Below are 11,201 nucleotides of genomic sequence, written 5' to 3' on the forward strand. Positions count from 1 at the left end.
GGCGGCGTCCACAGCGGACGCCGCCTGCACCCGCTTAAGCGGCCGTGCTCAGCGGAGCCAGCGGCTCAGCGCCTCCAGGCAGGCCCGAATGGCCTCGGCCGTCACGTGCTCGTTGTCCGTATGGGCCAGCAGCGCGTCCCCGGGACCGAAGTTCACCGCCGGAATGCCCAGCTCGCTGAACCGGGCCACGTCCGTCCAGCCGTACTTCGGCTTCGGCTCCGCCCCGACGGCGGCAACGAACTCGGCCGCGGCCGGGTGCTGCAGCCCAGGCCGCGCCCCCGCCGCCGCATCCGTGCGGACCACCTCGAATCCCTCGAGCAGGCCGCGGACGTAGGCCTCGGCGTCGTCCGGGGTCTTGTCGGGGGCAAAGCGGTAGTTGATCTCGACCACGGCCTTGTCCGGGATCACGTTGCCGGCGGTGCCGCCGTTGATCTTGACCGCGTTGAGGCTCTCCCGGTAGTCGAGTCCGTCCACGGTCACGGTCGCCGGTTCGTGGTTGCGCAGCCGCACCAGGATCTCGGCGGCCGCGTGGATGGCGTTCTGCCCCATCCACGCCCGGGCCGAGTGGGCCGCCTTGCCGACGGTCGTGGCCTCGAACCTGCTGGTGCCGTTGCAGCCGCCCTCCACTGTCCCGTCCGTCGGTTCGAGCAGGATGGCGAAGTCGCCGGCCAGCAGCTCGCGGTGGTTCCGCACGAGCCGGCCCAGGCCGCTGAGCGAGGCTTCGACTTCTTCATGGTCGTAGAACACGTAGGTCACGTCGCGGCGAGGTGCGGTCAGCTGCGCGGCGAGGGCCAGCTGGACTGCGACGCCGCCCTTCATGTCGGTGGCTCCGCGGCCGTACAGCACTCCGTCGTCCCAGCTGGAGGGCACGGTGCCGCGGGACTGCGGCACCGTGGGCAGCGGGACCGTGTCCAGGTGGCCGGCCAGGATCACGCGCTCGTCCCGGCCCAGTTCGGTCCGCGCCAGGATGGCGTCCCCGTCCCGCAGGACGTGCAGGTGCGGCAGGCCGCGCAGCGCCGACTCGACGGCGTCCGCGAGAGCACCTTCGTTCCCGGAGACGCTGTTGATATCGATCAGCGCGGCGGTCAGCTCGGCGACGTCGGAGGTCAGGTCAAGGGCAATGGTCGAAGCAGTCACACCCCTAGCGTAATGGGGCACGCCGGCCAATCCGGCGTCGGTAGACTGGGAAACATGCCTGCGAACAACACTGATTCCGCTTTGCCCCGAACCGCCTACGGCACCGGCCTTGCCAGCGTCGCCGCCAATGGAACGATCCTCGACGTCTGGTACCCCGCCCCGGGCCTCGGAGAGGCCCCCGCCGACGGACCCGACCAGGACCTGAAGGCACTGGCCCAGCAGGAAGACGCGGAGCGTGGCGTGCGCTTCGAGCTGGTCAGCCGCGGCATCGAACTGGATGCCGCGCCCGCCGACACCGCCGACGCCTACCTGCGCCTGCACCTTCTCTCGCACCGGCTGGTACAGCCCAATTCCATCAACCTGGACGGCATTTTCGGCCTGCTCGCCAACGTCGTCTGGACGAACTTCGGCCCCTGCAGCACCGAAAACTTCGAGGCCACCCGCCTCCGGCTGCGCAGCCGCGGCAACGTGACCGTCTACGGCGTAGACAAGTTCCCCCGCATGGTCGACTACGTGCTGCCGTCCGGCGTGCGCATCGCGGACGCCGACCGGGTACGCCTGGGCGCCCACCTGGCAGAGGGGACCACGGTCATGCATGAAGGCTTCGTGAACTTCAATGCCGGTACGCTCGGCACCTCCATGGTCGAGGGCCGTATCTCGGCCGGGGTCATCGTCGCAGACGGTTCCGACGTCGGCGGCGGGGCGTCGATCATGGGTACCCTCTCGGGCGGCGGCAAGGAGCGCATCAGCATCGGCGAACGCGTGCTCCTCGGCGCCAACTCCGGCGTCGGCATCAGCATCGGCGACGACTGCGTCGTCGAGGCAGGCCTCTACGTCACGGCCGGCACGCGCGTGAGCCTGCTGGAAGCCGGCGGCGAGGCGCGCCAGGTCAAGGCCGTGGAACTCTCCGGCGTTTCCAACCTGCTGTTCCGGCGTAACTCCGTGTCCGGCGTCGTGGAGGTCCTGCCCCGCGCCGGGCAGACCGTCGAGCTCAACGCCGCCCTCCACGCCAACTGATTCGGGGGATTTCCGCCTTATGGTTCGTCGCCGACGACGCCGCGCCCTCGTGGTGCTGCTGCTGCTGGTCGCCCTGGTGGCCGGCGGGGTATGGCTCGCCGTGTCGTCGATCCAGCGGTCGGAAATCCTGGTGCGGGAGCGCTGCACGGCCGTGGTCGGTCCGGAGACCTTTGAACTGGCTCCGGACCAGGCCGCGAACGCAGCCCTCATTTCAGGCATCGCGGTCCAGCGCGGCCTGCCGGCCAGGGCTGCCTCGATTGCCTTGGCCACCTCGATCCAAGAGTCGAAACTGCGCAACATCGGACACGGCGACAATGCCGGTCCGGATTCCCGCGGGCTGTTCCAGCAGCGCCCCTCCCAGGGGTGGGGCACTGAGGACCAGGTGATGGACCCGGTCTACGCCACCAACCGCTTCTACGAGGAGCTCGAACAGGTGCCGGGCTACGAGACCATGTCCATCACCGAGGCGGCGCAGAAGGTCCAGCGCAGCGCCTATCCCGAGGCCTACGCCGACCACGAGGGGGAAGGCAAAGCCTTTGCCTCCGCCCTGACCGGGCACTCCCCCGCAGCGCTGAACTGCGTCCTGAAGACACCCGAAAGCGCCGGAGACGCGGCGTCCGTCCAAGAGCAGCTGGACCTGGCATACCCCGGACTCGAGCCGTCGGTCCAAGGCAACGAACTGCAGGTCAGCGCCAACGAGACAACCGGCTGGGCCATCGCGCAGTGGGCGGTGGCCTCGGCCAAGGAACTGCGGATCGAGTCGGTCGCGTTCGCCGGCCTGCGCTGGGAGCGGGCAGCCGGGGGCTGGTCCACCGCCGAAACGCCGTCCGGGACCGTGGTCATCACCCTCGCGGACGCCGCCTCAGCCGCCCGAACCTGAGGCTAGGCGGGAGTTAGACGAGCAGTTCCACCACCGGCTGGACGAAACTGCGGTAGGCCGCCTCGTCTTCGATCAGCTTCTGGCTCAGGATCATCCGGTTCGGTTCCACGTACCAGGCCCGGGCCTCGTGCAGCGGCAGCTCGATCAGCTTCAGTTCGAACTGCCGCGCGTCGCGGCCCAGTTCCATCTCCCGGTCCTGCACCAGCCGGCTGATGAGCTTGGCCCGCCCGCTCGCTTCGCGCTCCTGCGCCGCGCGCTGGTATTCCGCCTTGCGTTCGCGCGCCCACGTCGTCGCGGCCCCGTAGTGGGCCTGCATGACCAACTGCAGGGCGGGGCTGTCATCGAACGCCGCGAAGGCCGGAGGGTCCAAGGCTGTCGCGGCCCCGGTGTCTTCCTTGACCAGGTGGGACCACCAGTCTTCCCACTCCCGCCGCAGCGCGGCCGGGCCGCCGACGTGGGCCGTCAGCTGCCGCGGATCTGCCCGGCGGATGTGGGGTTCGGCTGCCGAAACGGCGGGGGATCCTGCCCCGTCCAGTCCGGCGACATCATGAAAGTACAGGGCCATCAGCATCTGCGCCGAGGTGTCGGCCGTGATGCGCCAGCCCGAGCTGCCGGTGTGCTCCATCGATGAGGGTTCCTTTCCCGACGTCCTAGGTCCACTGTAGACGCAGGCGTTGCCCTCGACCACCGTCAAATATCGAACCGGAGGCGCCAGGAACTAGGCTGTAGCCATGAGGATTCTGGTTACCGGGGGAACCGGCTACATTGGCTCGCACACCACATTGGCGCTGCTTGAGGCGGGGCACGACGTCGTCGTGGTCGACAATCTCGCCAATTCCAGCGAGGAGTCGCTGCGGCGCGTGCAGGAACTGGCCAATCGTACCGCGGCATTCCGCAAGGTGGACCTGCTCGACGCGGACACGCTGGGCGAGGTTTTCGATGCGGAGAAGATCGATGCCGTGATCCACTTCGCGGGGCTGAAGGCCGTCGGCGAGTCGGTGGAACAACCGTTGCGCTACTACCACAACAACGTCACCGGCACGCTGAACCTGCTGCGCTGCATGGAGGCCCACGATGTGCGGACCATCGTGTTCAGCTCGTCCGCGACGGTCTACGGCAATTCCGACCAGGTCCCGCTGACCGAGAAGATGCCGCTGGACGCCACAAATCCCTATGGCCGGACCAAGGAACAGATCGAAGACATCCTGTCCGACCTGGGCGCGTCGGACGAACGCTGGCGCATCGCGCTGCTGCGCTACTTCAATCCGGTCGGCGCGCACGAGTCCGGCCGGATCGGCGAAGACCCGACCGGCGTGCCCAACAACCTGCTGCCCTTCGTCGCACAGGTGGCGGTGGGCCGCCGCGAGAAGGTCCGCGTCTTCGGCAGCGACTACCCGACGCCGGACGGCACCGGTGTGCGCGACTACATCCACGTCATGGACCTCGCGGCCGGGCATCTGGCCGCGCTGGACTACATCGCCGGCCGTTCCGGCGTGCGCCGCTGGAACCTCGGCACCGGCCGCGGTTCCTCCGTCCTCGAGGTCCTGGAGGCGTTCGGCAAGGCCGCAGGCTTCGAGATCCCCCGCGAGCTGACCGACCGCCGGCCGGGCGACGCGGCAGTCAGCTACGCGGACCCCACCGCCGCCCTGGCCGAGCTCGGCTGGTCCGCCCAGCGGTCGCTGGAGCAGATGTGCCAGGACCATTGGCGCTGGCAGAAGGAAAACCCGAACGGCTACGCCGGCTCCTAGCGCGGCCTTAAACGCGTGTGTCCCCCGGACTGCTCCGGGGGACACACGCGTTTAAGGCGATTGCCGCCGTCGTACGCCGGCCAAGGCTCAGCGGGCGGGGTACTGGCGCTCCAGTTCACCCGTGTACAGCTGGCGCGGGCGGCCGATCTTGGTGTGCGGGTCCTTGATCATCTCGCGCCACTGGGCGATCCAGCCGGGCAGGCGGCCGATGGCGAAGAGCACGGTGAACATCTTCTCCGGGAAGCCCATGGCCTTGTAGATGAGGCCTGTGTAGAAGTCCACGTTCGGGTAGAGCTTGCGTTCGATGAAGTAGTCGTCCGCCAGGGCCTTCTCTTCGAGCCGCATCGCGATGTCCAGCAGTTCGTCATTGCCGCCGAGCTTGCTGAGGATCTCGTGGGCCGTGGCCTTGACGATGCGGGCGCGCGGGTCGTAGTTCTTGTACACGCGGTGGCCGAAGCCCATCAGGCGGACGCCGGCTTCCTTGTTCTTGACCTTCTCCATGAAGTCTTCCGGCTGCATGCCCGAGGACTGGATCTGGCGCAGCATGTTCAGCACCGCTTCGTTCGCGCCGCCGTGCAGCGGGCCGAACAGGGCATTGATGCCGGCGGAAACGGAGGCGAACATGTTGGCGTTCGAGCTGCCCACCAGGCGCACCGTGGAGGTGGAGCAATTCTGCTCGTGGTCGGCGTGCAGGATCAGCAGCAGGTCCAGGGCCTTGACCATGACCGGATCCAGCTCGTACGGCTCGGCGGGCAGGCCGAACGAGAGCCGCATGAAGTTCTCCACGAGGTTCATGGAGTTGTCCGGGTACAGCAGCGCCTGCCCGATGGACTTCTTGTGCGCGTAGGCGGCGATGACCGGCAGCTTGGCCATCAGGCGGATGGTGGACAGCTCCACCTGCTCATCGTCGAACGGATCCAGCGAGTCCTGGTAGAACGTGGACAGCGCGCTCACCGCCGAGGACAGCACCGGCATGGGGTGCGCATCGCGCGGGAACCCGTTGAAGAAGCCCTTGAGTTCCTCGTGGAGCAGGGTGTGCCGGCGGATCTTCTGGTCGAAGGCCTCGAGCTCGGAGGGCGTGGGCAGGTTGCCGTAGATCAGCAGGTAGGAAACCTCGAGGAAGCTCGAGTGCTCCGCCAGCTGGTCGATCGGATACCCGCGGTAGCGCAGGATGCCCGCGTCGCCGTCGATGTAGGTGATCGCGGACGTGGTGGCCGCGGTGTTCATGAAGCCGGGGTCGAAGGTGACCGCGCCGGTCTGCTTCAGCAGCTTCGAAACGTCGTAGCCGTCATTGCCTTCTGCCGCCTTGAGCCTCGGCAGGTCAAGCTGGCCGCCGTCATACTGCAGGGTGGCACCGGTCTGCTCTGTCATTGAGTCCCCTTCAGGAGTCGTGGAAACTATCTGCACGGACGCCGTCGAAGTGGCGGCGCTACTATGCACACTCGGATCAAACGCTACCGGCACGGGTGCCCCGATATCTAATCCGGAGGTCACTTTCAGGTTTGCAGCGTGTCAACGCAGCCGTTCGACCGCCGCGTCGATCCGCTCATCGGCCTCGGTCAGGGCGACGCGGATGAAGCCGTTTCCGCGTTCTCCGTAGAAGACGCCGGGACCGACGACGATGCCGAGCTGGGCGAGCCGGTCCACCGCGGTCCAGGTGTCCTCGCCGGTGGTGCCCCACAGGTAGAGGCCCGCTTCCGAATGCTGGACCTGCAGCCCGAAGTCCCGCAGGGCCGGCAGCAGCCGCTCCCGCCGGCTCCGGTACAGGTCCTTCTGGGCCTGCACGTGGGCGCTGTCGTTGAGGGCGGCACGCATCGCTTCCTGGACGGGCCTCGGCACGATCATCCCGGCGTGCTTGCGGCTGTTAACCAGGTTCGCCATCAGGACTGGGTCCCCGGCGATGAAGGCGGCCCGGTAGCCGGCCAGGTTGGACTGCTTGCTCAGCGAGTACACGCTCAGCAGCCCCTCGTGGCTGCCCTGCGCCACCTCGGGATCCAGCACGCTGGGGACGGCCCTGCCGCCCCGGTCCTGGTCCCATTCGTCCCAGCCCAGCTCCGCATAGCATTCGTCCGAAGCGACGACGGCGCCGGCCTCGCGGGCCTGCTCCACCAACCCGCGCATCGACGCGATATCACGCACGATGCCCGTGGGGTTGCCGGGCGAATTGATCCAGACCAGCTTGACGCGCCCGCGCGTGGCGGGGTCCAGCTCGTCGAGCGAATCGGCGGCAACCGGCGTGGCGCCGGCGAGGATGGCCCCGATGTCATAGGTGGGATAGGCGACGGTTGGCCGCACTACGACGTCGTCCTTGCCCAGGCCCAGCAGCAGCGGCAGCCAGGCCACCAGCTCCTTCGACCCGACCGTCGGCATGACGGCCTCCGGGTCCAGGCCCGGCACGTTCCGCCGCCGGGCGTACCAGTCCGCGATTGCCTCGCGCAGTTTCAACGTGCCGTGCGTGGTCGGGTACCCCGGCGAGTCGGCCGCAGCTTTCAGCGCCTCCTGGATGACGGGCGGCGTGGGATCGACCGGCGTACCAATGGAGAGGTTGACCATGCCGTCCGGATGGCGCGCGGCCTTGTCCCGATACGGTTCCATGGCGTTCCACGGGTAATCGGGAAGCTGTAGTCCGAAGCCCATGCGCTCAGTCTTGGTTCTGCGGCGGCAGCGCGGCGATCAGCGGGTGGTCCTTGTGCGTGTTGCCGATCTTGGCGGCGCCGCCGGGCGAACCGAGGTCGTCGAAGAACTCGACGTTGGCCTTGTAGTACTCGGCCCACTCCTCGGGCGTGTCGTCCTCGTAGTAGATGGCCTCGACGGGACACACCGGCTCGCAGGCGCCGCAGTCCACGCACTCGTCGGGGTGGATGTAGAGCGAGCGTTCGCCTTCGTAGATGCAGTCCACGGGGCATTCTTCGATGCATGCCTTGTCTTTGACATCCACGCACGGCTGCGCGATTACATACGTCACGTCCTTGAGCACCTTTCTTGTCTGCTACCCCAAGGGTAGCCCTTCGTCCATTATCTCCCCGCGCCCGGTCCTCGCCTAAACTGGTGGCGTGCCCTCCCCCACCCCGGCCGGATTCCTCCGCGCAGCGGCCCCCGGAACCAGAGTCGTGGTCCGCTATCGGATTCCCGGCGGCCTCACGGATGCCCTCGGCGAGCTGGTTTCCGCTGACGACGGCGAGTGCACCGTCCGCACGAAGCGCGGCGATGTGGTGGTTGACCTGGGAGCCGTGACGGCCGCCAAAGAAGTGCCGCCCCCGCCGCGCCGCCGCAGCCGCAGCGATTGAGGAACATCAATCAGCCGGGCGTTTCTGACGTATGCTGGGCATATGCCAACCGACCAGGATCTGCAGGCCACCGGGCGGGCGCTCAGCTCGCCCGTGCGGCTGCGCATCCTCCGGCTTTGCCTCCACCGGTCGCGCACCAATAAGGAGATCGCCGGGCTGCTGCACCTGAACCCCGCCACGAGCCTGCACCACGTCAGGACGCTGCTGAATACGGGCTTCCTGGAGGCCGAGGAACCGCGCAGGGGCAACCGCGGGGCGCGGGAGGTGCCGTACCGGGCCACCCGCCGCTCCTGGGGCGCCGCGATGCCCGATGCCGCGCCGGTACTGGTGGAGACCTTCCTGCAGGAGATCGACGGGCTGGCGCCGGACGAGATCGAGACGGCCCGCATGGGCATCAAACTGAACGATGCCAACCGGAAAGAACTGATGGACAAGCTGCACGCCGTGCTGGAGGAATATGCGCGGCGGCCGCCCGACGAGGACGGCACCGCAACGTCGATCTTCCTGGCCCACCATGTGGACCGCACCGCGGACTAGCTGGCTCCGGATTAGCGGCCTCCGGACTAGCGGCACCCCTGATTAGCGGCGGGGTTTGAGCGCCCAGGCGGTCACGGCAACCGAGAGGATGACCATGACGGCCAGGCCTATGGTCCAGATCCGGCCCGCGATGGCGACGGCCAGTTCCTTGTCCGCCGACGTGGCGGTGACGATCAGCGGTTCCCCGAACAGCCCGCTGGCCATCAGGCCCACCAGGACGTAGGCGATGATCCCGGTCAGCCCGGCGGCCAGGACGTTCATGGTCCGCAGCCCGACCCAGACCATCACGGCAGCAGCGAAGAGCAGGGCCGCCGCGGCGCCCCAGGGGTAGGCCTGGCCGGCCGTGAACCAGACCTGGCTGTGCAGGTTCGTCCCCACCAGGGCCACCACCAGCCCGCATGCCGCCGCGGTGCCCCAGCCCCGCAACGTTAGCCGCCGCCGTCGTCCGTTTTCCTGTTCCCGCGAGCGGACGGACACCTGGCCCGCAGCCCTCGCGCCCGGGGAGCCCGGGCCGGGCAGCGGGTTAAAGGCGGGAGGCAGCCCGCTCTCGTGTGGATCTGCGGGCTGCCTCTGCGCTGTCACGGAGCCAGCCTATGCCTTGGCGCGGGCGCGGTTGGCCTTGGCCCGCTCATTGGAGTCCAGGATCACCTTGCGGATGCGGATGGCCTCCGGGGTGACCTCGACGCACTCGTCCTCGCGGGCGAACTCGAGCGACTCCTCGAGGGTCAGCGTCCGCGGCGGGGTCAGGTTCTCGAAGCTTTCCGAAGAGGCCGCACGCATGTTGGTCAGCTTCTTTTCCTTCGTGATGTTCACGTCCATGTCGTCCGCGCGCGAGTTCTCGCCCACGATCATGCCCTCATAGACCTCGGAGGTCGGCTGGACGAAGAACGAACCGCGCTCCTGGAGGTTGATCATCGCGAACGGAGTCACCACGCCGGCTCGGTCCGCCACCATGGAGCCGTTGGTGCGGTATTCGATGGGGCCGGCCCACGGCTCGTAGCCCTCCGAGTAGGAGGAGGCGATGCCTGCGCCGCGGGTCTCGGTCATGAACTTGGTCCGGAAACCGATCAGGCCGCGGGCGGGAACCACGAATTCCATCCGGACCCAGCCGGTGCCGTGGTTGGCCATGTTCGTCATGCGGCCCTTGCGGGCGGCCATCAGCTGCGTCACGGCGCCCAGGTACTCCTCGGGGACGTCGATGGTCATGTGCTCCATCGGCTCGTGGACCTTGCCGTCCACGGTCCGGGTAACCACCTGCGGCTTGCCGACGGTCAGTTCGAAGCCCTCGCGGCGCATCTGCTCGACGAGGATGGCCAGCGCGAGCTCGCCGCGGCCCTGGACTTCCCAGGCATCCGGACGCTCGGTCGGGAGCACCTTCAGCGAGACGTTGCCGATCAGTTCCTTGTCCAGCCGGTCCTTGACCTGGCGGGCCGTGACCTTGGCGCCCTTGACCTTGCCGGCCAACGGGGAGGTGTTGATACCGATCGTCATGGAGATCGCCGGATCGTCGACGGTGATCAGCGGCAGCGGCTGCGGGTTCTCCGCATCGGTCAGGGTCTCACCGATGGTGATGTCCTCGATGCCGGCGACGGCGACGATCTCGCCGGGGCCGGCGGAGTCGGCCGGAACGCGCTCCAGGCCCTTGGTGGCCAGCAGTTCGGAGATGCGCACGCTCTTGAGCTCGCCGTTGGCGCGGGCCCAGGCCACGGTCTGGCCCTTCTTCAGCGTGCCGTTGAAGATGCGCAGCAGGGCGAGGCGGCCCAGGAACGGCGAGGCGTCCAGGTTCGTCACATGGGCCTGCAGCACACCCTCGGGATCGTAGGTGGGAGCCGGGATGTGCTCCATGATGGTGGCGAACAGCGGCTCGAGGTCCTCGCTGTCCGGGGCGGTGCCGTCCGCGGGCTGCTCCAGGGAGGCGCGGCCGAGCTTGCCGGAGGCGTAGACCACCGGCACGTTCAGGACGGCGTCGAGGTCCAGGTCGGGAACCTCGTCGGCCAGGTCCGAGGCCAGGCCGAGCAGCAGGTCCATCGATTCCGCGACGACGCCGTCGATCCGGGCGTCGGGGCGGTCCGTCTTGTTGACCAGCAGGACGACGGGCAGCTTGGCGGCCAGCGCCTTGCGCAGGACGAACCGGGTCTGCGGCAGCGGGCCCTCGGAGGCGTCGACCAGGAGCACCACGCCGTCCACCATGGACAGGCCGCGCTCGACCTCGCCGCCGAAGTCCGCGTGGCCCGGGGTGTCGATTACGTTGATTGTGACGTTTTCGCCGTTGGCCGAGGGGCCCGAGTAGAACACGGTGGTGTTCTTGGCCAGAATGGTGATGCCCTTTTCGCGTTCCAGGTCACCGGAGTCCATCACGCGCTCTTCGACTTCGCCGTGCGTGGAGAAGGCGCCGGTCTGGCGGAGCATCGCGTCCACCAGGGTGGTCTTACCGTGGTCGACGTGGGCTACGATGGCGACGTTCCGAAGGTCGCTGCGGACGGCGCTCTGCGTCGACGTGGTGGTTTCAGACATACGTGATGGCTCAATTCAGGTTGAGAACTGGAGAATCCGGCCTGGACGTGGCCGCGCCCTCAAAAAGGGGCATGTACATAC

Annotated in this window: 12 protein-coding genes; 5 read left to right on the forward strand and 7 right to left on the reverse strand. The window is 68.0% G+C overall.

Annotation, left to right across the window (positions count from 1 at the left end):
- Nucleotides 1-48: 48 nt before the first annotated feature.
- Nucleotides 49-1,137 (reverse strand): succinyl-diaminopimelate desuccinylase, encoded by a 1,089-nt coding sequence (dapE, locus tag AHIS1636_RS07235; protein WP_264795138.1) that lies wholly within the window; start codon nt 1,135-1,137, stop codon nt 49-51.
- Nucleotides 1,138-1,191: 54 nt separating this feature from the next.
- Between dapE and dapD the strand changes: the two genes are divergently transcribed.
- Both dapD and AHIS1636_RS07245 read left to right on the forward strand, forming a co-directional pair.
- Entirely contained in the window at nt 1,192-2,154 is a 963-nt protein-coding gene (gene dapD / locus AHIS1636_RS07240; RefSeq protein ID WP_264795139.1) for a 2,3,4,5-tetrahydropyridine-2,6-dicarboxylate N-succinyltransferase, read from the forward strand.
- Between the two features lie 19 nt (nt 2,155-2,173).
- A complete protein-coding gene (locus AHIS1636_RS07245) occupies nt 2,174-3,034 on the forward strand; it encodes a hypothetical protein (RefSeq protein ID WP_264795140.1) in 861 nt (286 codons plus the stop codon).
- Between the two features lie 13 nt (nt 3,035-3,047).
- On the opposite strand, the gene AHIS1636_RS07250 is transcribed toward AHIS1636_RS07245, so the two are convergent.
- Nucleotides 3,048-3,659 carry a hypothetical protein gene (locus AHIS1636_RS07250; protein ID WP_264795141.1) on the reverse strand — a complete coding sequence of 204 codons (612 nt, stop codon included), beginning with the start codon at nt 3,657-3,659 and terminating at the stop codon, nt 3,048-3,050.
- A 106-nt stretch (nt 3,660-3,765) separates the two neighbouring features.
- Here AHIS1636_RS07250 and galE point away from each other — a divergent pair, with 106 nt between their 5' ends.
- A complete protein-coding gene (gene galE, locus AHIS1636_RS07255; RefSeq protein ID WP_264795142.1) occupies nt 3,766-4,782 on the forward strand; it encodes a UDP-glucose 4-epimerase GalE in 1,017 nt (338 codons plus the stop codon).
- An 87-nt stretch (nt 4,783-4,869) separates the two neighbouring features.
- Here the strand turns inward: galE and AHIS1636_RS07260 are convergent, their stop codons facing one another.
- The 3 genes from AHIS1636_RS07260 to fdxA all read right to left on the reverse strand — a co-directional run bounded on the left by AHIS1636_RS07260 (nt 4,870) and on the right by fdxA (nt 7,747).
- Nucleotides 4,870-6,153 (reverse strand): citrate synthase, encoded by a 1,284-nt coding sequence (locus AHIS1636_RS07260; RefSeq protein WP_264795143.1) that lies wholly within the window; start codon nt 6,151-6,153, stop codon nt 4,870-4,872.
- Between the two features lie 141 nt (nt 6,154-6,294).
- Nucleotides 6,295-7,419, reverse strand: coding sequence for a succinyldiaminopimelate transaminase (dapC, locus tag AHIS1636_RS07265; RefSeq protein WP_264795144.1), 1,125 nt, complete (start codon nt 7,417-7,419; stop codon nt 6,295-6,297).
- Between the two features lie 4 nt (nt 7,420-7,423).
- Nucleotides 7,424-7,747, reverse strand: a complete 324-nt coding sequence (fdxA, locus tag AHIS1636_RS07270; RefSeq protein WP_262105652.1) for a ferredoxin — start codon at nt 7,745-7,747, stop codon at nt 7,424-7,426.
- A gap of 88 nt (nt 7,748-7,835) precedes the next feature.
- Here fdxA and AHIS1636_RS07275 point away from each other — a divergent pair, with 88 nt between their 5' ends.
- Both AHIS1636_RS07275 and AHIS1636_RS07280 read left to right on the forward strand, forming a co-directional pair.
- Nucleotides 7,836-8,069, forward strand: a complete 234-nt coding sequence (locus AHIS1636_RS07275; RefSeq protein WP_264795145.1) for a putative acetyltransferase — start codon at nt 7,836-7,838, stop codon at nt 8,067-8,069.
- 42 nt (nt 8,070-8,111) lie between these two features.
- Nucleotides 8,112-8,606, forward strand: a complete 495-nt coding sequence (locus AHIS1636_RS07280; protein ID WP_264795146.1) for an ArsR/SmtB family transcription factor — start codon at nt 8,112-8,114, stop codon at nt 8,604-8,606.
- A gap of 42 nt (nt 8,607-8,648) precedes the next feature.
- Here the strand turns inward: AHIS1636_RS07280 and AHIS1636_RS07285 are convergent, their stop codons facing one another.
- Entirely contained in the window at nt 8,649-9,188 is a 540-nt protein-coding gene (locus AHIS1636_RS07285; protein WP_264795147.1) for a hypothetical protein, read from the reverse strand.
- A 9-nt stretch (nt 9,189-9,197) separates the two neighbouring features.
- On the reverse strand, nt 9,198-11,120 hold the full coding sequence (gene typA, locus AHIS1636_RS07290; RefSeq protein WP_264795148.1) for a translational GTPase TypA: 1,923 nt from the start codon (nt 11,118-11,120) through the stop codon (nt 9,198-9,200).
- Nucleotides 11,121-11,201: the final 81 nt, after the last annotated feature.

Source organism: Arthrobacter mangrovi (genome assembly GCF_026011795.1).
In the GTDB taxonomy this organism is placed as follows: domain Bacteria; phylum Actinomycetota; class Actinomycetes; order Actinomycetales; family Micrococcaceae; genus Crystallibacter; species Crystallibacter mangrovi.

Coding starts and splice junctions, on each gene's coding strand:
- AHIS1636_RS07250 (WP_264795141.1), bottom strand. CDS start 3,659: ATGGAGCACACCGGCAGCTCGGGCTGGCGCATCACGGCCGACACCTCG.
- AHIS1636_RS07245 (WP_264795140.1), top strand. CDS start 2,174: ATGGTTCGTCGCCGACGACGCCGCGCCCTCGTGGTGCTGCTGCTGCTG.
- AHIS1636_RS07280 (WP_264795146.1), top strand. CDS start 8,112: ATGCCAACCGACCAGGATCTGCAGGCCACCGGGCGGGCGCTCAGCTCG.
- AHIS1636_RS07260 (WP_264795143.1), bottom strand. CDS start 6,153: ATGACAGAGCAGACCGGTGCCACCCTGCAGTATGACGGCGGCCAGCTT.
- typA (WP_264795148.1), bottom strand. CDS start 11,120: ATGTCTGAAACCACCACGTCGACGCAGAGCGCCGTCCGCAGCGACCTT.
- dapD (WP_264795139.1), top strand. CDS start 1,192: ATGCCTGCGAACAACACTGATTCCGCTTTGCCCCGAACCGCCTACGGC.
- dapC (WP_264795144.1), bottom strand. CDS start 7,419: ATGGGCTTCGGACTACAGCTTCCCGATTACCCGTGGAACGCCATGGAA.
- galE (WP_264795142.1), top strand. CDS start 3,766: ATGAGGATTCTGGTTACCGGGGGAACCGGCTACATTGGCTCGCACACC.